Origin of the sequence: Collinsella aerofaciens ATCC 25986 (assembly GCF_010509075.1) — a bacterium.
GTDB lineage: Bacteria > Actinomycetota > Coriobacteriia > Coriobacteriales > Coriobacteriaceae > Collinsella > Collinsella aerofaciens.
Window position 1 is genome coordinate 1,594,605 of the sequence record NZ_CP048433.1, and the last position, 25,851, is coordinate 1,620,455.

The 25,851-nt window shown below is 61.2% G+C and carries 23 protein-coding genes; 15 read left to right on the forward strand and 8 right to left on the reverse strand.

The genetic code is table 11. The features are described from left to right. The first annotated feature begins 89 nt into the window (after window positions 1–89). The 5 genes from GXM19_RS07270 (at window position 90) to GXM19_RS07290 (ending at window position 5,022) form a co-directional block, all read left to right on the forward strand. Entirely contained in the window at window positions 90–353 is a 264-nt protein-coding gene (locus tag GXM19_RS07270) for a type II toxin-antitoxin system Phd/YefM family antitoxin (RefSeq protein ID WP_006235679.1), read from the forward strand. Next, complete coding sequence (locus GXM19_RS07275; protein WP_006235678.1) at window positions 346–660, forward strand: type II toxin-antitoxin system RelE/ParE family toxin; 315 nt, start codon at window positions 346–348, stop codon at window positions 658–660. Before GXM19_RS07270 ends, GXM19_RS07275 begins: the two co-directional genes overlap by 8 nt. 121 nt (window positions 661–781) lie before the next feature. Continuing rightward, window positions 782–1,210 carry a MarR family winged helix-turn-helix transcriptional regulator gene (locus tag GXM19_RS07280; protein ID WP_040359584.1) on the forward strand — a complete coding sequence of 143 codons (429 nt, stop codon included), beginning with the start codon at window positions 782–784 and terminating at the stop codon, window positions 1,208–1,210. A gap of 121 nt (window positions 1,211–1,331) precedes the next feature. Next, window positions 1,332–3,089, forward strand: coding sequence for an ABC transporter ATP-binding protein (locus tag GXM19_RS07285; RefSeq protein ID WP_006235676.1), 1,758 nt, complete (start codon window positions 1,332–1,334; stop codon window positions 3,087–3,089). Continuing rightward, entirely contained in the window at window positions 3,082–5,022 is a 1,941-nt protein-coding gene (locus GXM19_RS07290; RefSeq protein ID WP_006235675.1) for an ABC transporter ATP-binding protein, read from the forward strand. The genes GXM19_RS07285 and GXM19_RS07290 overlap by 8 nt, the downstream gene beginning before the upstream one ends. Window positions 5,023–5,277: 255 nt before the next feature. On the opposite strand, the gene GXM19_RS07295 is transcribed toward GXM19_RS07290, so the two are convergent. The 3 genes from GXM19_RS07295 to GXM19_RS07305 all read right to left on the reverse strand — a co-directional run bounded on the left by GXM19_RS07295 (window position 5,278) and on the right by GXM19_RS07305 (window position 7,629). Then, window positions 5,278–6,369, reverse strand: a complete 1,092-nt coding sequence (locus tag GXM19_RS07295) for a GGDEF domain-containing protein (RefSeq protein WP_050766162.1) — start codon at window positions 6,367–6,369, stop codon at window positions 5,278–5,280. Between the two features lie 142 nt (window positions 6,370–6,511). After that, on the reverse strand, window positions 6,512–7,246 hold the full coding sequence (srtB, locus tag GXM19_RS07300; protein ID WP_006235673.1) for a class B sortase: 735 nt from the start codon (window positions 7,244–7,246) through the stop codon (window positions 6,512–6,514). A 20-nt stretch (window positions 7,247–7,266) separates the two neighbouring features. After that, window positions 7,267–7,629, reverse strand: a complete 363-nt coding sequence (locus GXM19_RS07305; protein WP_006235672.1) for a DUF7601 domain-containing protein — start codon at window positions 7,627–7,629, stop codon at window positions 7,267–7,269. Between the two features lie 105 nt (window positions 7,630–7,734). Between GXM19_RS07305 and GXM19_RS07310 the strand changes: the two genes are divergently transcribed. Next, window positions 7,735–8,925 carry an IS256 family transposase gene (locus tag GXM19_RS07310; protein WP_040358202.1) on the forward strand — a complete coding sequence of 397 codons (1,191 nt, stop codon included), beginning with the start codon at window positions 7,735–7,737 and terminating at the stop codon, window positions 8,923–8,925. Here the strand turns inward: GXM19_RS07310 and GXM19_RS07315 are convergent. The 4 genes from GXM19_RS07315 to GXM19_RS07330 form a co-directional block, all read right to left on the reverse strand. Further along, the gene (locus GXM19_RS07315) at window positions 8,922–9,740 is read right to left on the reverse strand and encodes a DUF7601 domain-containing protein (protein ID WP_040359582.1); all 819 of its coding nucleotides are present in this window, start codon (window positions 9,738–9,740) and stop codon (window positions 8,922–8,924) included. The genes GXM19_RS07310 and GXM19_RS07315 overlap by 4 nt on opposite strands. Before the next feature lie 51 nt (window positions 9,741–9,791). Beyond that, window positions 9,792–10,325, reverse strand: a complete 534-nt coding sequence (gene lepB / locus GXM19_RS07320) for a signal peptidase I (protein WP_162010724.1) — start codon at window positions 10,323–10,325, stop codon at window positions 9,792–9,794. A gap of 95 nt (window positions 10,326–10,420) precedes the next feature. Then, the gene (locus GXM19_RS07325; RefSeq protein ID WP_040359581.1) at window positions 10,421–13,552 is read right to left on the reverse strand and encodes a DUF7601 domain-containing protein; all 3,132 of its coding nucleotides are present in this window, start codon (window positions 13,550–13,552) and stop codon (window positions 10,421–10,423) included. Window positions 13,553–13,953: 401 nt separating this feature from the next. Next, on the reverse strand, window positions 13,954–14,832 hold the full coding sequence (locus GXM19_RS07330) for a LysR family transcriptional regulator (RefSeq protein ID WP_040359577.1): 879 nt from the start codon (window positions 14,830–14,832) through the stop codon (window positions 13,954–13,956). A gap of 234 nt (window positions 14,833–15,066) precedes the next feature. On the opposite strand from GXM19_RS07330, the gene GXM19_RS07335 reads away from it, so the two are divergent. From GXM19_RS07335 to GXM19_RS07370, 9 genes are all read left to right on the forward strand, one after another. Next, on the forward strand, window positions 15,067–15,948 hold the full coding sequence (locus tag GXM19_RS07335) for an SDR family NAD(P)-dependent oxidoreductase (protein ID WP_006235667.1): 882 nt from the start codon (window positions 15,067–15,069) through the stop codon (window positions 15,946–15,948). 66 nt (window positions 15,949–16,014) lie between these two features. Further along, window positions 16,015–17,271, forward strand: coding sequence for an MFS transporter (locus GXM19_RS07340; RefSeq protein WP_006235666.1), 1,257 nt, complete (start codon window positions 16,015–16,017; stop codon window positions 17,269–17,271). A 69-nt stretch (window positions 17,272–17,340) separates the two neighbouring features. After that, window positions 17,341–18,381, forward strand: a complete 1,041-nt coding sequence (locus GXM19_RS07345; protein ID WP_006235665.1) for a Gfo/Idh/MocA family protein — start codon at window positions 17,341–17,343, stop codon at window positions 18,379–18,381. Between the two features lie 411 nt (window positions 18,382–18,792). Continuing rightward, on the forward strand, window positions 18,793–19,545 hold the full coding sequence (locus GXM19_RS11325) for a Tex-like N-terminal domain-containing protein (RefSeq protein WP_006235664.1): 753 nt from the start codon (window positions 18,793–18,795) through the stop codon (window positions 19,543–19,545). Window positions 19,546–19,611: 66 nt separating this feature from the next. After that, window positions 19,612–20,940, forward strand: a complete 1,329-nt coding sequence (locus GXM19_RS11330) for a helix-hairpin-helix domain-containing protein (protein ID WP_006235663.1) — start codon at window positions 19,612–19,614, stop codon at window positions 20,938–20,940. A 194-nt stretch (window positions 20,941–21,134) separates the two neighbouring features. Continuing rightward, window positions 21,135–21,992 carry an IS256 family transposase gene (locus GXM19_RS07355; protein ID WP_006235662.1) on the forward strand — a complete coding sequence of 286 codons (858 nt, stop codon included), beginning with the start codon at window positions 21,135–21,137 and terminating at the stop codon, window positions 21,990–21,992. Between the two features lie 132 nt (window positions 21,993–22,124). Continuing rightward, a complete protein-coding gene (gene istA / locus GXM19_RS07360) occupies window positions 22,125–23,357 on the forward strand; it encodes an IS21 family transposase (RefSeq protein WP_006234496.1) in 1,233 nt (410 codons plus the stop codon). Then, window positions 23,357–24,130: an IS21-like element helper ATPase IstB gene (gene istB / locus GXM19_RS07365; protein ID WP_006234495.1), complete on the forward strand. Its 774-nt coding sequence runs from the start codon at window positions 23,357–23,359 to the stop codon at window positions 24,128–24,130. The genes istA and istB overlap by 1 nt, the downstream gene beginning before the upstream one ends. 141 nt (window positions 24,131–24,271) lie before the next feature. Further along, complete coding sequence (locus GXM19_RS07370) at window positions 24,272–24,730, forward strand: transposase (protein ID WP_050766159.1); 459 nt, start codon at window positions 24,272–24,274, stop codon at window positions 24,728–24,730. 366 nt (window positions 24,731–25,096) lie between these two features. Here GXM19_RS07370 and GXM19_RS07375 read toward each other — a convergent pair whose 3' ends face one another. Continuing rightward, window positions 25,097–25,801 (reverse strand): transaldolase, encoded by a 705-nt coding sequence (locus tag GXM19_RS07375; protein WP_115596222.1) that lies wholly within the window; start codon window positions 25,799–25,801, stop codon window positions 25,097–25,099. Between the last annotated feature and the right edge of the window lie 50 nt (window positions 25,802–25,851).

The following is a 25,851-nucleotide window of genomic DNA, read 5'->3' on the forward strand; positions in this document are numbered from 1 at the left end:
TTGTTTTGTGTGGGGCGTTTTGACTGGCAGGTGCTGCATATTAATCGTATAATTTATCGTAAGTTCCCGCACATCGATTGGAGCCTTATATGCCTGCCATTAAGCCTGTTTCCGATTTACGCAATTACAACGAGGTGCTCTCCGATGTCCACGAGGGCTCCCCGGTGTTTCTGACTAAAAACGGGCACGGTTGCTACGCGGTACTCGACATGAAAGATTACGACCGGTTTTGCGCCATTAGCACGCTGATGTCCGAGCTTGAGCGTGGGCGCAACTCAGGCGAGGAGAGCGGATGGGTCTCATCAGATAACGTCGCCGCACACTTCCGCCGCAAGGCTGCAAGCCATGCATAGCTGCAAGGTCGTCTACTCTCCGCTGGCTCTGCAAGATCTCGACGACATCTGGGACTACATTGCCATCGAACAGGACAATCCCGCAGCAGCGGAGAGAATCGTAGAGGGTATCCTCGCTCGGATAGACCTGCTCTCCAGCTTCCCGGAGTCGGGCACGCCACTATCCTCGATCTATCCCCTACGCTCCGATTACCGGTTCGTGATCTGTGACAATTATCTCGCGTTTTACCGCTTTCACCAGAAGGTCTATATTGACCGTGTTCTCCACGGAAAACGCGATTACCTGCAGATATTGTTTGCCGAATAGTCAGGTCCCGATATTAGACGACCCCAAAGGCCGTAAAGCGAGGACAGTTTCGTGAAGAATGTGTCGCATGCTTCTGGTTGTGCTATAAACGTAACATGCTACAGAAAGGATGGTGGCTGGAATGGTTCCCGAAGATGCTGTTGGACCCCTGTTTAAGGTAATCAACGAGCGCATGCAGGCGTCTGCCGATGCGGACCTCAAGGAGCAAGGGCTCACCTTTGCGCAAAGCCAGGTGATCGTCTACCTCATTGAGCATGCGGGCCGAGCGCTCCAAAAAGAGATCGAAACTAGCCTCAAGGTCTCTCACCCAACGGTCTCCGGCCTCGTCAGCCGGCTCGAGAAAAACGGCTTCGTGCGCACCTGGGTAGCCGAGGATGACCGACGTAATAAGGTCGTTGAGCTTACGGACAAGGCACACGATGCCGGTGATCGCATGCGTGCCACCATGCGCGAACGCGATCGAGAGCTGCTCGCCGGCCTTGATGAACGCGAGCAGACGGAGCTCATCCGCATGCTCAGGCGAATCTACGCCAACGTCTGCAAACAATAAACAATAGCCTCATCAGCACCCGTCGCCCACCGGATTCGATCCGCCTGCGACGGGCTTCTTTACACCCTATTCCGTAGCTTGCTACGTAATTTCAGCCCGATTCGTACCGAAAGGAACATGCATGATACGAACGCTTGCACGGAGCCTGCGGCAATACCGCAAGAGCTCCGTCACCGCCATCCTACTTTCCATCCTGGAGGTGATACTCGAGATCGCCATCCCGCTCGTCATGAGCGACCTTATCGACCGCGGCATCCAGGCCGGCAACATGGGCGAGGTCTGGCGCCTTGGCATCGCCCTGCTTCTCCTTGCCGTTCTCGAGTTTGGAGTGGGCGCCGGCGGCGCTTGGATGGGCGCACGCGCCTCGGTGGGCTTCGCCGCCAACCTGCGCGACGATATGTACGACAACGTGCAGACCTTCTCTTTTGGCAACATCGACAAGTTCTCTACCGGTTCGATCGTCACGCGCCTCACCACCGACGTCACCAACGTGCAAAACGCCTACATGATGATCATCCGCATGGGCGTGCGCGGCCCCGTGATGCTCGCGTTCTGCTGGATCGTGTCGTTTACCATCAACCGGCAGATCTCGTTTGTATTCCTAGCCGTGATCCCCATCCTTGCCATCGCGCTCGGACTCATCATGTGGCGCGTAAGCAGCATCTTCAACCGCGTCTTCGCTACCTACGACACGCTTAACAACGTAGTGCAGGAGAACATTGCGGGTATCCGCGTGGTCAAGTCATTCAACCGTGAGGAGCACGAGATCGGCAAGTTCGGCGCCATCAGCCAACGCATCTACGAGGACTTCGCCCGCGGCGAGCGCCTCATCGCACTCAATACGCCGCTCATGCAGGCCTGCATGTACGCATGTATGATACTCATCTCGTGGCTCGGCGCTAGGGCCATCGTGGCCTCGGGCAACAACGCCGCGCTCGGCCTCACCACAGGACAGCTCACCGCACTCTTTACCTACGCCACGCAAATCCTTATGGCGCTCATGATGCTCTCCATGGTCTTTACGCTCATCGTGATTGCCCAGAGCTCGGCCAAGCGCATCGCCGAGCTACTCAACGAACAGAGCGACATCGCGAGCCCCGAGCCCGGTCGCGCCGTCACGCAGGTTGCGGACGGTTCCGTGGAGTTTGACCACGTGAGCTTTGCCTACGCGAGCAAGGCCGAGAAAAACGTACTCGAGGACGTAAACCTCACCATCAAGAGCGGCGAGGTCGTGGGCATCATCGGCGGCACGGGTTCGTCCAAGTCGAGCCTTGTGAATCTGATCGCCCGTCTCTATGACGTCACCGCGGGCACCGTGCGCGTGGGCGGCATCGATGTGCGCGACTACGACCTCGATGCGCTGCGCGGCCAGGTGGCCATGGTACTGCAGAAAAACGAGCTCTTTAGCGGCACCATCGCCGAGAACCTGCGCTGGGGTGACGCCGAGGCCAACGATGCAGAGCTGGTGCGCGCCTGCGAGCTCGCCTGCGCGGACGAGTTTATCGACCAGCTGCCGGACGGTTACCAGACCATGATCGAGCAGGGCGGCACCAACGTCTCGGGCGGGCAAAAGCAGCGCCTGTGCATCGCCCGCGCGCTCGTGGCCAAGCCGCGCGTGCTCGTACTCGATGACTCCACGAGCGCCGTCGACACCAAGACCGACGCCAAGATCCAACGCGGCCTTGCCGAGTACCTGCCCGCCACGACCAAGATCGTGATCGCGCAGCGCGTGAGTTCGGTCATGCACGCCGACAAGATCGTGGTCATGGACGACGGGCGCATCAGCGCGGTGGGCACGCACGAGGAGCTCTTGTGCACGAGCGATATCTATCGCGAGGTCTTTGAGTCGCAGCAGAAGGGAACGGCAGAGGATGAGTAAGCAGAATAAACGCCCCGCAAACGGAGCGGCACCGGGCGCCGACATGCCCGCGATGCAACTCGACATGGCAACCGTCAAGCGCCTGCTCTCGTATATGTCCTGCTACCGAGGGCAGCTTGTACTCGTCGTCGCGTGCATCCTGATCTCTGCTATCGCAAGCGCCGCGTCGTCGATGTTTTTGCAGGCACTCATCGACGACTACATCGTCCCGCTTTTGGCGACCGACGCTCCCATATGGACGGGCCTTGCGCACGCGCTCATCACCATCGGCGCTGTCTATGTGGTGGGCGTTGCAGCCACGCTCGTCTACAACCGCGCGATGGTTACTGTGGCGCAAGGCACGCTCAAACGCATCCGCGACGATATGTTCTCGCACATGCAGACGCTCCCCTTGCGTTACTTCGACACACGCGCGCACGGCGACATCATGAGCCTCTACACCAACGACACCGACACCCTGCGCCAGATGATCGCGCAGTCGCTCTCGCAGCTCGTAAGCTCGGCATTCACGCTGGTCGCGGTCTTCGTGTGCATGCTTTGGATGAGCGTGGGGCTCACCGTGGTAGTCTGCGTGCTCATGGCGGCGGTGCTCGTGTTCGTGGGCCGCATCACGGGGGTCATCGGGGCGTTTTCTATCGAGCAGCAAGATACACTCGGCGCGCTCAACGGCTACATCGAGGAGATGGTCGGCGGGCAGAAGGTCATCAAGGTCTTTTGTCACGAGGACGCCGCACGTACCGGAATGGGTAAGCTCAACCGTGCCTGGGCAAAGGCTGCGACGAACGCGCAGGGCGTGGGCAATTCGATCATGCCCATGATGAACGCGCTTGGCTACCTGATCTATGTGGTGGTGGCTGTGCTCGGCGGCTACATGGCCATCGCAGGGACACCCAACCTGGGACTTACCGGTTTCGACACGTTCACGCTCGGCGCCATCGCATCGTTTTTGACGCTCACGCGCAACTTTATGAACCCCGTAGCGCAAGTGTCCAACCAGCTCAACTCGATCATCATCGCGCTTGCGGGCGCCGGGCGCATCTTTACGCTCATGGATGAGAAGCCCGAGTCCGACGACGGTTACGTGACGCTGGTCAACGTGCGCGAGGACGCGGACGGCGCGCTTGTCGAAACGAGCGAGCGAACCGAGCGCTGGGTCTGGAAGAACCCACATCACGATGGCGGCTGCGGGCTCGTGCCGCTCAAGGGGCATATTATGTTCGACCATGTGAGCTTTGGCTATGTGCCCCAAAAGCTCGTGCTGCACGATATCGAGCTCGAAGCTGAGCCCGGGCAGAAGATCGCGCTCGTTGGTGCGACGGGCGCCGGCAAGACCACGATCACCAATCTTATCAACCGCTTCTACGACATTGACGACGGCAAGGTCCGCTACGACGGGATCAACATCAACAAGATCCGCAAGGCCGACCTGCGCCGGAGCCTGGGCGTGGTGCTGCAAGACGTGAATCTCTTTACGGGCACCGTCATGGACAACATCCGCTACGGCTGCCCCGGCGCCACGGACGAGCAGTGCATCGAGGCGGCGCGCCTGGCCAACGCCGACGGGTTTATCCGCATGCTGCCGAACGGTTACGACACCGTACTCGAGGGCGACGGCAGCGGTCTTTCACAGGGACAGCGCCAGCTGATCAGCATCGCGCGCGCCGCGGTGGCCGACCCGCCCGCGATGATTTTGGATGAGGCCACGTCGAGCATCGATACCCGCACCGAGGCATTGGTGCAGCGCGGCATGGATGCGCTGATGGAGGGCAGAACCACGTTTGTGATCGCGCACCGACTGAGCACGGTGCGCAACTCCGACCTGATCAGCGTGCTGGATCACGGGCAGATTATCGAGCGCGGCAGCCATGATGAGCTGATTGCCAAGCGCGGGTATTACTACCAGCTGTATACGGGTGCGTTTGAGCTCGAGTAGGTAAACCCACGGGCTCCGTCTCGGGAGGGCGGCATATTACCTCCGTGCTCAAACATTCTCGCTGCGCTGCGAAACTGCGCGCGGAGGTAAAATGCCGCCCTCCCGAGACGGAGCCCTGCGCGCAGTCAACTCCTCATTTGAACGGAATAAAAGTTAGTGAGGTCCTGGCCAAATGGCCAGGACCTCTTTTCATGGCAGTCTTTTTGGGACGGGGCTTTTTAGCTGCCTTCAAATTAGCCGCCCTCTGTTACAGGCTTACCGTTCCTCGCGTTGCGGCCCGGCTGGCTCGGCCATCTTTATGCGGTTCTTGTCGATGTACATGTTTTTGTCGGCCTGGGAAAAGAGCTCGCGCATCGTGGGCGGTTCATCATAATCACTAGAAAGCGCATAGCCCACCGCGTAGCTGATAGGCATGTCGGAGTGAGCCTCGGAATACTCGCTCACGTTCGCACGAATCCGAGCGAGACAGGATTCCACGGCAGCTCGATCGGCATCCCACAGCACCGCGATAAACTCATCGCCGCCGTCGCGGCCCACAAAGCAGGTCTCGGACGCCACGCACCCCAGCTGCTGGGCAAAAGAACGGATGTACTCGTCACCCTTCTCGTGGCCAAAGCTGTTATTGACCGTATGCAGATTGTTAAGATCGAAAACACACAGCGCAACAGGCGCTTCGGCGGAAACGGGATGCCCCTGCCCCAAGATTTCCTCGCACTTGTTCTTGTTGGGCAGTCCCGTGGCTTCATCGAGATAGACTTTGTTCTGCAGCTCGCGATTGAGCGCGGCAGTGCGCACCGCGCGAGCAAGTTCGACCGCAAAGGTCGCCACCAGGCCCACGATGTCGATAATCACCAAACCCTCAAGGCGATTGAGCGCCGTGGCCTTCTCCTGGGAGTAGTCCTCCGCAAGCCTCGTGGCATCGTCACAAATGCCAAAGAACTCCTCGCTCATGGCGATGATGTCGGTGTTCTCGTAGCCGACTTCGCGCACACGGGCAATCTCGGTGCGAAGCTTGTCAAAATAGCTCGCGAGCTCGGTCATCTTTGCCTGATACTCATCGTCATCGAGACGGACGAGATTGAGGTCGTCGCTTCCGTAGCGCAAACCACTAATGTATGAATCAACGGCCTTGAGCAGGTCGTCTTGTGGCTGGCCTGCATCCTCGAGCTTAACGATTCGCTGCGTGGTGCCGCGCACCAGACCGGCGTAGTTGACCACGCGCGCCGTGCCCTGGATGTCGGAGACGAGCAACATGACATTGATGAAGAAAAAGATAAGAACTGCCGTGAGCGCCATCATCAGAAGGCGCACCGCCTGGCTGGCCTTCTTGGCGACAGAAGCATTCACAAGCTCACTCCTCCAAACGGTAAAAGCTCAGATAGCGCGCAGTGTGCCGAAATTCACGCGCGGACAACTCTACCATGATGGACCGAGAGCCTCAAACTTGATGCAGCCTATGGGGCGCAGCTTAATCGGAATATTCAATGAGCTACAAGACCTCTGCTATAAGTGCTCGGCGCCCGTTTGTTTTATCACTGCAGGTAGAAAGAGCGATGATGCGCGAATCAGGGCCAACGTCATCCATGTCCGCATGCACCGCCGTCTGCGAGATATGCGTGAGCAGCGTCTGCATCGAGGCCTGGTCCAGGTTTCCCGGCCCAAAGATAATGTCATCACTCGCAGCAAACGAACACACGGCAACGATGCGCAGCCGGAACGCCCCATCCTTTGTGTAGAGCGTGCCCGTGCGGTGCAGGTCAAAGAAGCCCCTGTCTAGAAACCGATCGACATCGCCAAACATCGCACCGTTATCCATGTGGTGCGCATAGAGCAGATTGTAGGGATCGGTCATCGCGCGGCTGTTGCGCGTATCCAAAAACACCGCTCCCGAAACCGCGGACTCCCCCAACACGTTTTTGTTGAGGTATTCCTGGTTATCTTTTCCCTGAACGAAGGGATAATCGATGTTGGTGCCATCGATGGTGACCCATCCGACAACGTCGGGATTTTTGGCCATCAGATCCTGCAGGCGTGCGCAATCGTTGGTCCCGGTGGGTTTGTAGTGCAGCAGCTCATCGCTGATGAACCCGCCGTTCATAACGTTGTTTGTATCCCACAGCGAATAGCCCCCGTACAGCAGCATGAGCAGCACGAGAAAGCCGGCAAACCACGTAAGCACGCGGTCGCCGGCTCTCGCCAGCCGAGCTATGCGTTTAAGCTCCATCGGCTGTAATCCTCGCTGTTTTAACGACGATTACGACGAGGACGGAAGAAGACCACGCCCATCACGGCAGCAAACGCGACGATTGCCGCATAGGGAACGACCGTCCGAATAACATCGGTCGGAACGGTAACATCCTTGGTGTTGGTAAAGATCACCGTGGTGTCGTAAGCACCGATAGCTTCCTCGACAATAGAGCTACCTTCTGTCGAATTGGTGCCATCACCAATCTTGTACGACGTCTTATAACCGTCGCCATGATAATCCGCCTCAGTTACGGCGAATTTATCCTCCGATGAGAGACCGTAAACGATGACGGATTCCCCATGCTTAAGGCTTACGGTAACCGCAGTTCCCGACGTAGCTGGAGTTTGGCGGTGACGCATAATTTCTTTCGCAAATTGACAACCGCATAGCGGAACACGGCCCGCGCCCCGTCATATGATTTCTAGCGACTAAACAACAAATCACCGACGAAGGGGGCACGGGCCGTGTCTGCGAACATCGTATCAGTCGACGAGGAGTCGCTGCGCAACGACATAAAGAATCTGGTGAGGAAGACCGTCGAGGAGACGCTCAACGCACTGCTCGACGAGGAGGCGTCCGAGCTCGTCGGGGCCGAGCGCTACGAGAGGACGGCGGGCCGGGAGGCCTACCGCAGCGGCCACTACACGAGGAGGCTCGTCACGGGCGCCGGGGAAGTCGAGCTCAGCGTGCCGAAGCTCCGCGGGGCGACCTTCCAGACGGCCGTCATCGAGCGCTACCGCAGGCGCGAGACCTCGGTCGAGGAGGCCATCGTCGAGATGTACCTGGCGGGCGTCTCCACCAGGAGGATCGAGGACGTCTCCGAGCTCCTGTGGGGAGCGCCGGTGTCCTCCGGCACCGTCTCCAACCTCAACGAGAGGGCCTTCGCGTCCATCGAGACATGGCGGCAGAGGCCGCTCGAGGGCGGCTACCCCTACGTCTTCGTCGACGGTATCTACCTCAAGCGCAGCTGGGGAGGGTCCTACGAGAACGTGGCCGTGCTGGTCGCCATCGGCGTCAACTCCGCCGGCGACCGGGAGGTCATCGGCTGCTCCGAGGGGTACACCGAGTCCGCGGAGTCCTGGCGCGAATTCTTCTCCTGGCTCAAGGGACGCGGGCTCTCCGGCGTACGGCTCGTCACCGGCGACAAGTGCGCGGGGATGCTCGGTGCGCTCGAGGAGGTGTTCCCCGGGGCCCGCTACCAGCGCTGCACGGTGCATTTCTACCGCAACGTGCTGGGAAGGGTTCCCGTGACCAGGCGGAAGGCCGCGGCGCGCATGCTGAAGGCGATCCACGCGCAGGAATCGCGCGAGGCATGCGCCAGAAAAGCCGAGGAGGTGGCGGAGGAGCTGGAATCGATGAGGCTCGGGGCGGCCGCGAGGACGGTGCGCGACGGGTTCGCCGAGACGCTTGCCTACACGGAATTCCCACCGGAGCACTGGCGCCGGATCAGGACGAACAACGGGATCGAGCGCATCAACCGCGAGATCAGGAGGAGGACGAGGGTCGTCGGGACCTTCCCAGACGGCAATTCGGCTCTGATGTTGGTGACGGCGAGGCTGAAGTACATAGTGGAGCACGAGTGGGGCAAGAGGAGGTACTTGGACATGTCGAAGCTGGAGGAGATGGACGAGCTGAGGGGAAAGGCGGAGGGCTAGAAGAGGACGGGGCCGGAGACGGCTAAATCAATTTGCGAAAGAATCTTGACGGTACCAGTTTGGCTCATGGTGGTGGCACCGTTTTTCACAGTGGCGTACTCATAGCTCTCCCCGTCAGCGCCTTTAATCGTGAAGGTAAAATTAAAGTCCTTATTCTTGTCACCTTGGTTGCCCTTGACGACCTTTGTGATGGTCAGCTTATGGGTGACATATTTGTTCAAAAAACCTGCGGTCTTCTCGCCCGAGCCTGCTTCTGTTCTAAGAATACAGCCCTTAACAACATAGCCCGAACCGCCATTCTCTTCGTTTTCTACGTAAACATCCAGGAAGAGCTCCTTGTATGTAACGTTGAGACCGTCCAGCCCTGACGGCGTCTGCGTAATTTTATATCGATAGATACCCGGAGCCTTGAACAGAGAGGTTTTAATTTCGGCACTCAGTTTGGCGGTTATTGTCTTAGTTTTCTCACCGGTATTCTCTGTGCTTGTAAGGCCTTTGTTGGAAAAATTAACGGAAGTCGGCGAAAGCGTGACGGCGTCTGTCACTCCAGCATAAACGGGCATACCGCTCGTGCTCGTAAGCTCACTCTCCTCATCCGCCGGCGCAATCGAATAGTTAAACGTCGCATTAGGCACCACGGCATTCTCATTCATGGTAAGCGTCGAGGTGATCGTAACCTTGTTGTCTTTTACCGGCAGATGCGGTTGAGCGGCACTGTCCTCCGCCCACGCGGGCGCGACAACTCCCACCAAAGCCAGCAGCATCGTGGCAGCCACAACTGCAAATGCTGTCAGTCGTCTCTTTCCAGTTTTCATGTTGTATCCTTCCTCTCGGGCATATGCCCTTAATAAAACCAATCTCCGTGCCTACAGGTTCGACCTGCGCAGCACGCTGATCACGTTGCCCTTGATCTGCGAGCGGGCAATCGGCCCGTACAGGCGGCTGTCGTGGCCGCCCTCACGCAAATCTGCCAGTACAAAGAACTCATCCGTTCCCAGGCGCACGGGATAGTCCACAGCAGACTCATAGCGCGGCGTCGGCGTGGTGATGTCGCTTTCCACAACAACAGCCCCGTTAACCATGAGCTCGCCTTCCTCGGTAATCGTGACCTCATCACCGGGACGGGCAACCACGCGGCCTAGGCGCTCTGCGCCATCCGCGGTGTATACCACCACGTCACCCTCGTTGAAGCTCTGGCTGAACCTCCAGTAGAGCATGACGTCACCCGAACAGATACGCGGGGCCATCTCGCCAGTCGTGACTGCACCCACGCCCAAGACCACGCCAAAGAGCAGCCAGAGCGTCACGACAAAAAATGCCAAGCGCGCCAGAAAACCCACGATATCGCGCCGGTCGTCCGCTTCTCCCAGATCTGGCGCCGCATGGGCGCCCAACCTCACGTTCGACGCGGCCGAATACCGCGAGCCCCGGGGTCTTCCCTGCGGGGCCGCTCGTGCGGCTGGCCCATCACCAGCATTGCTGGCGCCATGTCTTCTCATAGGCGCCCGCCCCTCTTGGAGCCGCGGCGTAAACGCAGCGCAACCATGCCCGTAGCCAACAGCACGCCGGCGGCCAAAATCGCCAGGGCATAGATGGGGTTGCGCGTAATACCCGTAGGCACCGCGACCTGTCGGGAATTGGTGGCCTTAGCTTCAACGGCAACGGTCACACGCGGACCGTTGAGCGTGCCGCTCGCACCCGTAAGCTCGGCGTGGTACCCCAACGACGAATAATCGTCTTCGCTCACGGTATAGACCGCGTTGTAATCCAGCGCCTTAATCGAAACGGTCAGGCCGTCCTTAACGGCAAACGGCACGGTCGCCTTGCCCTGGCCATCGGCCGTAAAGGCCGTCTTGTTTTCCACGGTCTCGGCCCGATCATTCGGTCGCGCCACGAGCGCATGGCTGCCTTGGGCAGACGCATCCGAATACTCGATGGCGTAGGTCTGACCAGCCTTGAGGCCCGTAAAGGTCGCCGTCATCTTAAAGTAGGCACGCTTGTCGCCCATATTGCCCGTAACGCTCTTGGAAACCTTGAGTGTGTAGGTGCGCGGGGTGAATCGTGCGTATACGCATCCCGTATGGCGATCTTTTACGTTGTACGTATAGGTGGGTGAAGACGACAGCAGCTCCGGGGCGTCCGGATTCGATAGGTCGTACCAACCCTCAAAGTGATAGCCCTCCTTGGGAGCGGCCACCGCCTCCACAAACGTGCCGTCATCCACAAAGTAGGCAACGCCCGATTTTTTGTACGCGTCCTCGTCCTTGCCCGAGCCATCCCCGGCATCGATGGAGCCCTTTGCCCCCTTAAGCTTGGAGCTGACCGTGCCGCCCGTCGTTACGTTGCTCCACGTGCCATCGGCATTTTTAAGCTGGGCAACAAAGGCCTGACGATACTTCCATTGCGCCACGAACGTCGCGCCCTGGCTCTCGGGAATGTTTTCGACGGTTACCGCATCGCCCACAGCACCGGTATCCGGATTGACCTTCTTGCCCTTAATGGTAAGAGTGCCGGAATCCGTGGTGCCCTCGGGAGCTGTATGGGTCACCGTGTGTTTGGCATCGAAGCGAACGGCTTTTCCCGAGCCCGCGTACTCCCAGCCCATAAACTTCCAGTCGTCGTTTTGTCCAACGGCAGCATGGGAGGTATAGCTCGCTCCAGCGCCAGAAAGCTGTACGAAATCGCCCGTGGACTCATTGTACGGATCGTAGTGATACGCTTTGCCGCCGTTCACATCGTATTGAACGCCTGCCTTGGAAAACACGAGGTGCACTTTGTAGTGCTTTGTGACCTTGTCGACCTCAAAGCGATAGGTACCATCTTCCAATCTGGTCCAATGTGCGTCGTCGTCTGCGGAATAGAACTCGCCGTTGACAAAAGCACCGATAAAGACTGCCCCGTCATCGCGTTTGGCATCGACCATAAAGTAGGAGTTCTTCTCCTGTTTACCTACGTAGTTTTTGGCATAGGTAAAGTCCGCCGTCTTGGTATTGGCGTTATAAAAATACGTTCCGCTTCCGTTGGGCGTCGTGTATGTCTCGATGCGATAGAACTCCCTAAACGAGATATTGTCGAGGAAGTTGCCGGTCGAATTGCTCCCGTTGGCCGTGTTGTAGGCCACAAAAGCAAAGACGCTCTGGTTTTGGCCATCCGGAATGGTGTAGGTATAGTCGTAGTCAACCTTTTTGCTCTGCTCGAGCGCGTTGGAACCGTAGGAAGCCCACGCGTCGTTTTCGGACGCCATGATCCATACGCACCATTTTTCGGTATGCTCCGCATCGGCCGTCCATGAGAACGCGCTTCCGCTGGACGCATTGGCAAATCCGCCCACTTTGTCAAACTTGGTTGAATACAGGATGATCTTTTTGCTGCAGCCCGATTGGGAAAAATTGACCACATCCAAGCCGACATAGTTGTCGACGCTCATTTGAATCCATTGAACAATTTGCTGGTACTGATCGAGTGCCTTTTGATTGTCCTTGTACGGCTCGTTTTCTTGTCGCGGACCGATGATAAGGGCCATGGCGTCTCGACCCGAGCGGCCGCGGTGGTCGAGCCCCCACTCGTACTGTTTTCCCGGCTCGGTCGTCACATATTGGTAGAGCGAACTCGCCTCGTGTGCGTTGAGCTCGGCTGCATAGTCACCATCGGAGGGCGTAAACGTAACAGAATGCCCAACTGGGTCGATATAGTAGTCGTTCTTGGCAACGATCTCGATACGATGGTCCGTCTCGGTCGTACGCCAATGGGGCGAGCACAACGTAAACTTGCTGGGCCTCTGGTTCCCTAGATGTATATCCTCTTCAAAGCTGCCGTTAGCAATGTTCGTATTCTCGTTCTTAAGATTCGAGGTCGAGAACGCATAGTTTGTGAGCGTTGTCATGGTCTCGGACGAATTTTCCCAATACACCTTGGCAAAGTCGCTATAGATGTCGCGTGTGCCCTGCTTTTCCACGTGAACGTCGTTGACCAGATTACCAAACCACTCCCGGTATTGTTCGTTCTCCCCCGTAAGATTTGAATCGTAGCAAGTCAGCGCAAGCATCGTTTTGTCGGACGCTGCGGTATAGTCAGCCTGATAGGCAAACTCATCGTCTTCCTCGGGAAGATCTCGATAATAATGCGTGCTGTTGGTGCCAAAGGAGAACCAACCCTGTCCGTTAGAGCTTACGAGCCACACAGAAAGCGCGATGCGACCGTCGCTCTGTTCAAACGAAAAGTGGGATCCATCAGCACTGTTACCAGCAAATCCGCCGTTTGCAGCAAAGGGATCGCTGTAAACGGTGTACTGCTCAACGGTATTTCCCTGGGGCATCTTGACCTGCGCCTTAAGCCAAGCCCGCAGCTGCATAAGCTGGTCTTGGCCTGCGCTGTTAATCGACAGATTCTCCTGTTGAGGACCCATCGTGAGCATCAGCACGTCGTGGTCGGTTGCGGCGCGATGGTTTAGGCCCCACTCGTACGTGGCGCCGCTCTGGGTGGAAAAGGTGGTGTAGGTTGATCCAGGTTCAAAATAAAGATTGGTGCCCTGTGGCCTAAAATTCCACGCAAGCGCAAAGTGATTGCCGTTAGCTTGTTTGGTGTTCGTTTGGGGCTTGAGGAGCTGCGTGGAAAGCTCGAGCTTCATCGTCTCGCCGATTCTCTCATTCGGAGAGGTCGTCGACCAGCCAGTAGCTTGGTTAAGAAAGTTTGGGTTTGTTATAAGGTTGCCATCGTCACCGTACGCGCGCGAGGGCAACCCCCCCCCGGCCATAACGAACACGCATAAGGCCGCTGCCAACATCATAAAGGTGCGGCGCATCGACGCAATATGACCGAAAGGACCCTGCACGGGCGCATCCCCCCCCAGCCGCAGCCCGAGCTTTCGCGCAAGCTGCACAAGTAGTTCGTTTAAGCTTTTTGATTCTACAACCAGCCCAGGGCAAAAGCAAAATCATGCGTGACCGATTTGCAGTCATTTTTCGCATCATTTTTCGCATTGTGCTGGTAGTGCGGCGAAAGTAGCTAAAAAGCCCCGTCCTAAATTAGCTAGTTAAGGAGTTGGGCCATGGCGTTGACGAATTTTTGGACTTGGAGGGTGGGCTCGAGCGGGTAGTGCAGAAAGACTGGCACCTCGCGGCCGCACAGGAACGGCACGCCCACAAAGGCCGGGTGCACCCCCGACCACGCTCCGCAGGTGAGCACCGCGTCACCCTTTTCCTCCGCCTCGTTAAAGAGCGCAAAGTCGAAGCTATCCACGTCGATCACATCCACGCCGCCGTCGGCCAACAGATCGATACGCAGGCTGTCCATAGCGTCGTTGCCGTGACGGAGCACGCGCAGGCGCTTGCCCTCCAGGTCGGCAACCGTGATGCGCGTCTTGCGCGCCAGCGGGCTCGTGCGCGGCAGGTCGATATAAAACGGCACGTTGACAATGCGGAGCTTTTGGCAGGTGTCGCCCCAGCGCGGAGTCGAAAAACTCGACTGCACTACATCCACCTCGCGGCCAAGCCTGCGCATGACGGATTCGCGCTCGTCGTAGAGATCGCTTACCGGCACGATCTCAAATCGCAGCGACGGTTCCAAATCGTGGATGCCCGTCCACATCGACAGCGTTTGACGCCCCGGACACATCATCGACACGCCCAGGCGCACGGCACCGCCATCGCCCGCCGCGCGCCGGGCACGGCGCAGCGCGTCCTCGGACTGCCGCATGATCGAGCGCGCATCGTCCACCAGCAGTGCGCCGGCCGGCGTCGCCTTGACGCCCGAGTGCGAGCGTTCGAACAGCGTGATGCCGAACTCGGCCTCGAAGCCCGACACCTGCTTGACGAGCGCCGGAGTCGACACGCGCAATTTTGCCGCCGCACGCGAGAAGCTTCCCAGCTCCGCGGCGGCCGATATGGCCTCAAGTCGTCGATCGTACACGTCAATCTCCCGTTTTCGCGCCCGTGACCGCATGGTGCCACAGGGGGGTTGTTTTCGCAGGTCACGCGCTCAATTGAGAATAAACTGCATCGCACAGTATAAACCTACGGTTAACGCCATTCTAACAAATATGCAATTCACCTGCGCAAATGCAAAGCATACGATAACCAGCGAAAACCACGTGGGTCGGTTAATGGGAGCGACCCACCGGGAGGCACAAGAAGGGAAGTTCCTATGAGCAATTGGCTTAAGCTCGAGGGCGATGTCTGCGCCGTGACTGGCGCGCTCGGCGGTATGGGCGCCGAGATCTGCCGCGAGTTCGCCCGCAATGGCGCCAACGTCGTCCTACTCGATCTGGACGAGGAAAAGGTCAAGGCCGCTGCCGCCGACCTCGCTGCCGAGTTTGGCATCCACGCCGAGGGTTACAAGATGAACGCCACTGACGAGGCCGAGGTTCAGGCTGCCGTCGACGCCACCATCGCCAACTTCGGCCGCGTCGACGTCCTCGTCAACACCGCCGGCATCCTGCGCTTCGCCGCCATGGAGGACCTGCCGCTAAGCGACTGGGAGCAGGTGCTCAACGTCAATCTCACCGGCTACTTCATCACCTCGCAGCGCTTTGGTCGCGAGATGATCAAGGCCGGCCAGGGCCGCCTGGTGCACATCTCGACCGTCGCCAGCCACTCCCCCGAGACGTTCTCGGGCGTGTACAGCTCCACCAAGGCCGGCGTCAACATGATGTCCAAGATGCTCGCCGCCGAGTGGGGCCCCTACGGCGTCCGCTCCAACTGCGTCGAGCCCTGCTTCGTTAAGACCCCGATGTCGGCCAACTTCTACGCCGACCCCGAGGTCGAAAAGAGCCGCAGCCGTCTGATCGCCACGCGCCGCATCGGCGAGGTCAGCGATATCGCCAACGCCGTCATGTTCCTGGCGTCCAAGCGCTCGGACTTTACCACCGGCGATGCCATCAAGGTCGACGGCGGCTTCTCCAACATGATGGGCGACCTCACCGCCAAGCCCGGCGGCCGTCGCGCCTATGCCGACAACTACCTTAAGAACAAGGGTGTCGAGCTTTGGTCCGATGAGTCCGGTGTCGCCAAGCCGACCGACCAGTAAACCAACCTGGCAGGGAGGTCCCGCGGACACGCCCGCTCCTCCCCCGTATCGATTAGAAAGAGTCCAATGGCTTCCACCAACTCCAACAAGGGTCGCGCTGTCGTGCTTTCCGCCGCGTGCGTCACCATGTTCTTCATCAGCTCCATCGCGCTGTATTCCGTCGTGAGCAAGAATCTGCTCGCCGTCTATCCCGAGTGGTCCAGCGCCCTTACCTGGGCCTTCCCCGTCTTCCAGACCATCATGGCCGTGACGGGCATCTTCGCCGGCCGCATCTCCGATAAAATCGGCCCCCGCAACGTCGTGATCGCCGCCGCCGCGTGCTACGGCCTGGGCTGGTTCATGTCCGGCACCGTCACCGAGCCGTGGCAGTTCTACCTGTGGTTCTCGCTCGTCGCCGCCATCGGCAACGGCCTGGGCTACAACCCCGCGCTCACCACCGGCCAAAAGTGGTTCATCGACAAGAAGGGTCTCGCCTCCGGCATCACCCTGGCCGCTTCGACCGCCGGTCCCGCCGTGCTGTCCCCGGTGCTCGCCTCGCTGCTCATCCCGAGCCTGGGCATCTTTGGCGCCCTTAAGGCGCTCGGCGTCATCTTCTTTGTGACGATCGCCGCCTCCGCCCTGTTCCTGAAGGCCCCCGAGGCCGGTTGGCTGCCCGAGGGCTTCGAGGCCCCCAAGGGCGGCGCGCATGCTGGCACCTTCGGCGACCTCACCCCGGGTGAGATGGTCAAGACCCCGCGCTTCTGGGTCCTCATCGTCACCTTCGCCTTTGCCGCCACCGCGGGCACCCTGCTCGTGGGCAAGGTTGCCTCCATCGCCGCCGTTCAGCTCTTCGCCGACCCCACGAGCGCCGCGGCCGTCGCCCTCGGCGGTGTGGTGGTCTCCGTCAACACCTGCGCCAACCTGGTCGGCCGTCTGTCCTTTGGCCAGATCATCGACAAGCTCGGCGCCTATAAGTCGCTGCTCATCAGCCTTGTCGTCACCATCGTCGCACTCGTCATCATGTCGATGAGCTTTACGCAGGCCATGTTCTTTGTGGCGCTCGCTCTGCTCGGCTTTAGCTTTGGCGCTCTGCTCGTCATCTACCCGCCGCTCACCGGTGGCGCCTTTGGCACCAGTAACATCGGCGTCAACTACGGCATCATGTTTTTGGGTTATGCCGCTTCCACCTGGATCAGCCAGCCCATCACCGCCGTGCTGTATCACGCCGAGGCCGGCAGCGCCGCCTACCAGCAGTCCTTCTACGGCGCCATTGTGATCGCCGCCATCGCCGTCGTGCTCACCGTCTACATGATGGTCTCCGACAGCAAGAAGAAGTCCGCCTAGTTTTACCGATGCGACAAAGGGACAGCCCCTTTGTCGCATTCCACCGGTCACCAGTATTAAGGAGTCGAAATGTCTGAGCTCAACCCCGTCCGCATTGCCGTTATCGGCGCCGGCGCCATGGGCCGCAACCACATCCGCTTTGTCACCGAGGAGCCCGAGGCCGAGCTCGTCGCCATCGCCGACGCCTTTGAGGGCGCCCGCGCCACGGCCGAGGCCGCCGGCGTGCCGTTTTACACCGATCCCGCTCAGATGATGGACGAGGTCAAGCCCGAGGCCGTCATTATCGCCACCCCCAACGACCTGCACCTGGGCGTTGCCCGCGAGGCTGTAAAGCGCAACATCGTGCCGCTGGTCGAAAAGCCGATCTCCAACGACCTGGAGGATGCCCAGGCCTTCGCTGCCGAGGCCGAGACCGCCGGCGTGCCCGTGCTCGTGGGTCAGCACCGTCGCCACAACCCCTTCGTCAACAAGGCCAAGGAGATCATCGAGTCCGGCGAGCTGGGCAAGCTCACCGTGTCGAGCTTCCACTACATGATCTATAAGAATGACGAGTACTTCGATGTCGAATGGCGCCGCAAGAAGGGTGCCGGCCCGATCCTGGTCAACCTGGTGCACGACGTCGACCTGCTCCGCTACCTGCTGGGCGAGCCCGTTGCCGTCCAGGGTATGCAGTCCAGCGCCGCCCGCGGTTTTGAGACCGAGGACTCCGCCGTGGTCAACGTCCGTTTTGCCGATGGCGCGCTCGCAAGCATGACCATCTCCGACGCCACCGCCAGCCCCTGGAACTGGGAGGCAACCGCTCGCGAGGACCCGCAGTACCGCCCCTTCGACGCCGACGCCTACTTTATCGGCGGCACTAAGGGCGCCCTGTCGCTGCCCCGCCTGCACCAGTTCTCCTACGACGGCGCCTCCAACTGGCACAAGCCGCTGCAGATGGAGATTCCGGCCGTCGACCCGGCACTGCCGCACAAGATGCAGCTCAAGCACTTTGTGAAGGTTGTCCGCCGCGAGGTCGAGCCCGTCGTGACCCCCGCCGACAACGTTAAGACGCTCACGCTTCTCAACGCTATCAAGGAGGCCGCCGAGACCGGCCAGCTCGTCGAGCTGTAATGCCTTAAGAGCGACCGCGGCAGAAACCCCATGCCGAACCCTTCGGTCCGTCACCAACAAGCCCCTCTTCTTTGCCCCGCGAGCAGCCTCCTGCCCGCGGGGCATTTTGCTACCTTGCCGACGATTTTTCTGGGGCGGGGGCTATTTTGCACCTCGGCTTGATTCGTTCGCCACGAAATGGGCCTATCTACTACGCTTAACCGATCGCCCTCAACCATGCCGAATTTCGCGAAATAAAAACCGCAGGTAGACGGCTTGCGTATTCTCTGAAAACCGGGGAATGGTCGACCCATATGGGTTAAACGTAGTAGATAGGCCGTTTTCGTGACGCGGGCCCAAAACAGTCTTTTGGGACGGGTGGTATCCTTGGTAGCCCTGTGCTGCAAACGCACCTTAAACGCAAGGAGTCCCATGGATCTTATCGCCCAGCTCGCCCGCGAGCTCAACCTTAAGGCTGACAACATCGAGGCAGCCGTCAAGCTCATCGACGAGGGCAACACCATTCCCTTTATCTCGCGCTACCGCAAGGAAGCCACGGGTGGCATGGACGACGTCGCCCTGCGCGCACTCGACGAGCGCCTGTCCTACCTGCGCAATCTTGAGCAGCGCAAAGAGGACGTCATTCTGCTCATCGACGCCCAGGGCAAGCTCACGCCCGAACTCGAACAGCAGATTCGCGAGGCCACGCAGCTCCAGCGTGTCGAGGACCTCTACAAGCCCTACCGCAAAAAGCGCATGACCCGCGCGCAAAAGGCCCGCGAGGCCGGCCTGGAGCCGCTCGCCAACATGGTCATCATGCAGGCCTCGGCCAAGGGCAGCGCACTCGACGCCGCCGCGGCATACGTCAACGAGGAGGCCGGCTTCGACACGCCCGAGAAGGCGCTCGCCGGCGCCGCCGACATCGTGGCCGAGACGGTAGCCGAGGACCCCGAGAACGTCGCCGACCTGCGCGCCTTTACGCAAAACACCGCCGACATCGTCGTCGAGGCCACCGACCCCGCCGAAAAGACTCCCTACGAGCCGTACTACAGCTATGATGAGCCACTGCGCCGTATACCCAACCACCGCGTGCTGGCTATCGACCGCGGTGAGCGCGAAGGCAAGCTCCGCGTGCGCGTGAACGTCGACGGTGCTGCCGCCACGGCACGCCTCGGCAGCCGTTGACCCCGCCGTCAGGGCGTCTTCGCGCCCGTCTTTGACGCCGCCATCGCTGACGGTTACAAGCGCCTCATGGCCCCCTCGCTGGAGCGCGAAGCCCGCGCCAAGCTCACCGTTCGCGCGCAGACCGAGGCCATCAACGTCTTTGCCAAGAATCTCGAGGGCCTGCTCTCGGCACGTCCCGTGCGCGGCGCACGCGTGCTCGCGCTCGACCCGGGCTACCGCACCGGCTGCAAGGTCGCCGTCATGGACGAGACCGGCAAGCTACTCGACCACGGCGTGGTCTACCCCACCAAGCCGCGCCACGACGTCGCCGGCACCAAGCGCGAGCTCGCCCGCCTCGTCAAGAAGGATGGCGTCAACACCATCGTCATCGGCAACGGCACCGCCAGCCGCGAGACCGAGGAAGTCGTCTCGGAGTTCATTGCCGAGCAGGCGCCCAGCCTTCGCTACACCATCGTCAATGAGGCCGGCGCGTCGGTGTACTCCGCCTCCGAGCTCGCCAGTCAGGAATACCCCGACCTGGACGTCACCGTGCGTGGCGCCATGAGCCTGGGCCGCCGCCTGCAGGATCCGTTGGCAGAGCTCGTTAAGATTCCGCCTCAGTCCATCGGCGTGGGTCAGTACCAGCACGACCTTGACCAGGCCGAGCTCTCACGCACCCTGGGCCACGTGGTGGAGGACGTCGTCAACCGCGTGGGCGTCGACGTAAACACCGCGAGCGCAAGTCTGCTGGGATACGTATCGGGCATCACGCCGAGCGTGGCCAAAAACATCGTGGCCTACCGCGAGGAAAACGGCGCCTTTACCGATCGCCGCCAGCTTAAGAAGGTCCCCAAGCTGGGACCCAAGGCATATCTCAACGCCGCGGGCTTTTTGCGCATTAGCGGCGGCAGGAACCCACTCGACGCGACAAGCGTCCACCCCGAGAGCTACGAGGTGGCCACGTCCGTCCTGGAACGCGCCGGCGTTAAAGCCAGCGAGCTCAGCCGCGGCGGCGTGCCCGACATCGAGCGCCGTCTGGGCAGCATCTCAACGCTGGCTAGCGATCTGAACTGCGGCACCCTCACGCTCGTCGACATTGTCAACGAGCTCAAGAAGCCCGGCCGCGACCCGCGCGATGACGCGCCCGAGGTGGTCTTTAGCCGCTCGGCGCTTTCCATCGACGACCTGGAGCCCGGCATGGAGCTCAAGGGCACGGTGCGCAACGTCGTCGACTTTGGCGCCTTCGTCGACGTGGGAGTGCACCAGGACGGCCTCGTACATATCTCTAAGCTGGCCAACCGCTTTGTCAAGCACCCCAGCGACGTCGTGCGCGTCGGTGACACGGTCAAGGTGTGGGTCGAAAAGGTCGATCGCGACCGCAAGAAGATCTCGCTCACCATGGTGCAGGGCAAGTAAACCGCCAAAGCAAAGGTACCCCCTGTAGCGATGTGCAAAATCGCGAGTATTCTGCAAATTCCACCGTTCCTGATGCCCCTCAGGGTAGCGCACAGAGATGTGGTGTAAGAGGCGGGGCATGCCCCGCCTCCGCCCTTTCTTGAAAGGGAGGGGACACCGCCTAGAATTCGTCGTTGGAGTAATGAAGGTGACGAATGGAAGGAAAGGCGATGCCCCAAGAAGAGAGTGTACTGCGCCTCGGCCGCGACGAGGCCCTCGAGGCGGCGAGGCTTTGGCAGGAGTGCGGCGACGCGCGCGAGTTCGCGTGCAGGGTGCTGGGCGGCGTGATGAACGCGCTGATGGACTCCGAGGCCCAGCAGATGTGCGGCGCGAGCCGCAATGAGCGCAGTGACGGCAGGGAGAACAGTCGCAACGGCTACCGCCCCAGGTCGCTCAAGACCGCCGTGGGCGACGTGGAGCTCGAGATACCCAAGCTCAGGCACGGCACCTACTACCCCGAGGGCATGCTCGCGCGATGGTCGCGCGTCGACACCTCGGTGGCCGCCATCGTGCAGGAGATGTACGTGTGCGGCGTATCCACCCGCAAGGTCGAGCGCGTGGCGTCCAGGCTGGGCATATCCTCGCTGTCGAGCTCGGAGGTCTCGAGCCTCTGCTCCGACCTCGACGCCGAGGTGGCGGAGTTCCGCCGCCGCGACCTGTCGGGCACGCCGTGCTGCTACCTGTGGCTCGACGCCACCTACATGAGCTGCAGGGTCGGCTCGTCGGTCGTCTCGCAGGGCGTCGTGACCGCGATCGGGCTGGGCGCCGACGGGCGCAAGCACTTCCTGGGCTGCGACGTGGTCGACACCGAGAGCGAGGACTCCTGGGCGGCATTCCTCGGCGGGCTGCGCGAGCGCGGGCTGGCCGGCGTTCGCCTCGTGGTCTCCGACAGCCACGCCGGGCTCGTGGCCGCCGTCTCGCGCCTGTTCCAGGGCTGCGCCTGGCAGCGCTGCGTGACGCACCTGCAGCGCAACCTCCAGAGCGCCTGCTCGGGCATGTTAGCGCTAATCTAAAATTAACCACTTTCGCAAACGCATCTCGCCGAATGCGCTAACGCGCTTTCGCCGACCCCGCTAACGTACTTTCACCAACTGCGCTAACGGAACTATGCTCCGATCGGGTATCCGACCCGGGAGGAGCGGGATATGGAGCGAAACGTAATGGGAGAGCTGAACGTCTACAGGGGGTCCGGCGCGAAGCCGAACTTCAGCGAGATCGCGAGGAGGCACGGCATGGACCGGCACACGGTCGCCAAGTACTGGCGGGAGGGCGAGGCCGCCGCCGACGGGAGGTCCGCGAGGGGCAGCGCCTTCGACCCGCTCGAGGAGGTGATCCGCGCGAAGGCCCAGCTGCCCGGGATGACCAAGATGGCCGTGTACGCGTTCCTGCGCGAGGGCCGCGGGGAGGGGCTGCCCGGGTACGGCGCCTTCACCGCATGGTGCCGGGGCCGCGACGTGCCCTTCGGGGGTGTGGGCGGCCGCGAGCCGCACCCGCGGTTCGAGACGCCCCCGGGCAGGCAGCTGCAGTTCGACTGGAAGGAGGGCATGAGGCTCGTCGACTCGGAGGGCGAGGTCTTCGAGTTCAGCGTGTTCACCGCGACGCTCGGCTATTCCCGGAAGCACCGCTTCATACCGGTCAGGAGCCGCACGCTCGACGACCTGCTGTCCTGCCTGCTCGCCACCTTCACCCGCCTCGGCGGCGTCCCGGAGGAGTGCATCACGGACAACATGTCGTGCCTGGTGACCGTCTCGGGCCGCAGGAGGACCAGGCAGGAGAGGGCGTGGCGGTTCGCGCGGGAGGCCGGCTTCGAGCTCAGGCTCTGCGCGCCGCGCTCGCCGCAGACCAAGGGCAAGGACGAGTCGGCCAACCGCTTCCTGAACCGCCTGCTCGCCTACGGCGGCGAGTTCACCGGGTGGAGCGGCCTCGCCGAGGCGGTGGCCCGGATCGAGGCCCAGGCAAACTCGGAGCCGAACCGCACCACCGGCCTGCCGCCTGACGCGCTGTTCATGCGGGAGAAGGAGAGCCTGCGACCCATCGGGAACCTCCGTCTCCTCGAGTCGATGGTGGGCGACGTGAGCGTCCAGACCGTCCCGCCGACCATGCTCGTCAGGGCCGCCGGCAGGGAGTGGTCCGTGCCCAGGCGCTGCATCGGCCGGCGCGTGAGCGTCATAGCGATGCCCGGCGGCCAGGTCGTGGTGAGGATGGCCGGCGAGGAGGTCGCCGTCCACGACGCCGCGTCCGGGCCGTCGAGGCCCATCAACTACGACCCCGACCACTATGGGCAGGCCCTCGAGGGGAAGCGCGGCCTGGCCGACGCGGACATCGCCGAGGCCGCGCGCGCCAACCTCGCGCTGCTCGACTCGCTCGGAGGGGCGTGATGGGCGCCGTCGCGGAGGGTAGCCCCTCGATCAGGGCGCAGGCGAACCTCTCCGCGCTCGGGCTGCACGAGATGGCGGCGTCCCTGCCCGACTACGTGAGGATGGTCGCCGCGGGCGAGCGGGGCTTCGCCTCCGCCCTCGAGGAGATGACGCGCGTCGAGGTCGCCGCCCGGGAGGTCAGGATTACCAGCCAGCGCATACGGTCGTCGGGGTTCCCCTACGTCAAGGGGCTGGCGGACTTCGACTGGGACTTCCAGCCGTCGGTCCCGCGCGCCGAGATCGAGGAGCTCGCGACCCTGAGGTTCGTCGAGCGGGCCGAGAACGTCCTGTTCGTGGGGAGCCCCGGCGTGGGCAAGACGCACCTCGCCGTCGCGCTGGGCATCGAGGCGGTCAGGGCGGGGCGCGAGGTCAGGTTCGTGGACTGCGCCCGGCTCGTCGAGGACCTGGAGGACGCCTCGTCGCGCGGCATCCTCAAGAAGAGGCTCAAGTACTACGCCCACTCGAGGCTGCTGATCATCGACGAGCTCGGCTACCTCGACGTCGGTAGCGCGGGCGCGGACCTGCTGTTCCAGCTGATATCGACGCGCTACGAGCAGCGCTCGACGATCATCACCACCAACGTGGGGATCAGCGGCTGGGGCAGGGTGTTCGGGGACGACGTGGCGGCGAGCGCGATCGCGGACAGGGTGTGCCACCACTGCCACCTGGTCAAGATAACGGGCAGGTCCTACAGGCTGAAGGACCTGCCGAGGGACGGTCCCGTCAAGCCGTGACCGGAATCGGTGAAAATACGTTAGCGCAACCGGTGAAACCGCCTTTGCGCGAACGGCACGCCTGTTTAGCGAAACTGGTGAAAAATAGATTGACGCTAACAGGGCAGGCCCGAGGACTCCAAGGCGGCCGTCAGGGACCTCGTGCACGCCGCGGTCTACCAGGACGACCCCGACCTCGCGCGCTGCGTGTGGGCCGAGGCGGCGCCCTGGGTGGCGTCGGTGTCCGCCAGGGCCGGCGAGGTCTTCGAGCAGGCCGAGGACTCCGCGCTGGCGTTCACGGCCTTCCCCAGGGCGCACTGGGCCAAGCTCCGCACCAACAACGTCCAGGAGCGCGCCAACCGCGAGATCAAGCGCCGCTACAGGGTCGTGCAGTCCTTCCCCTCGAGGGAGTCGATGCTGCGCCTGACGTGCGCGAGCCTCATGGAGACCGAGGGACAGTGGTCCCAGCAGCGCGTGTTCTCCGAGGCCTCGGCCGCCGAGGGCTTCGCCGAGCCCGCGGACAGGCCGGCCCCGACAGAGGGGAGGCGCCGCGCGCTCGGGCGGCGCGCCAGGGAGATAGTGGACGAGATAGTCGAGAGGCGCGGCCTCAAGAAGGAGTAATATCGGGACTTGCAGCGACGGACCTCAGGACGCTCTTACACCACGTCTGCGCGCGCCACCCCCCTCAGAGACGAAAAAGCAAAAAACAGCCCCCGTTTTAGCGTCGTCAGAGCCAAAACGGGGGCTGTTCCGTGCTTCAGCTAGCTGGTAAAAGCCTTTACCTTGCTGAATACTCTCAGTTTTGCACGGCGCAGGCGGGGGTACCTTTGTCCACGGCAGAATATGGAAGCCAATCACCAGCCTACCGGCAAGTTCGTGTCGGCAGTCCCGGCCTTTCCTTTGCCTAGCGCGACCCTCGCGAAGCGCGTGAGCGATAGGGAAAGGAAAGGCCGGGGCGAACAACTCGCAGCGCAGCCAGTGTTCGCGTTACGGCAGGATATGGAAACCGAGCGAGGCGATATCCTTGGCAAAGCCGCGGACGGTGTCGAGCGAGACCTCGTACGGATCACGGCCGATGTTCTTGCGCTTGGCCAGGATGCTGTTAGGCACCGTGATGATCTGGCAACCGCAGGCTTCGGCCTGGTAGATGTTGATGAGCTCGCGCGTGGATGCCCACAGGACCTCGCAGTTGGGCTTGACGGCGGCCTTCTTGACCGACTCCGTCACAAACGGAATGGGATCGACGCCGGTATCGGCGATACGGCCGGCAAAGAGCGAGATGATGGACGGCGTCTCGGCGTCAACGGCCTCGACCATCTCGTCGACCTGCTCGGGCGTAAAGATAGTGGTGACGTTGACCTTGATGCCATCGGCCGAAAGCTTGCGGACCAGCTCGGCGGTGGACTCGCCCTTGGTGGTCACGCACGGAATCTTGACGTAGACGTTGTCGGCCCAGGTAGCGATCTCGCGGGCCTCGACCTCCATGGTCTCGACGTCATCGGCAAAGACCTCAAACGAGACGGACACATCGGTGATGTGAGCCAGAACCTCCTTGGCAAACGCGCGGTAATCCGTCACGCCACCCTTCTTCATAAGGGACGGGTTGGTCGTGAAACCCTGAACGTTGCCGTTCTCGTACATGTCGAGCATGCCCTCGAGGTTTGCACCGTCAGCGAACACCTTGATTGCCATCTGCCTGATTCCTTTCGTTAGCATGCGGCCGATAAACTGCTAAACACTTT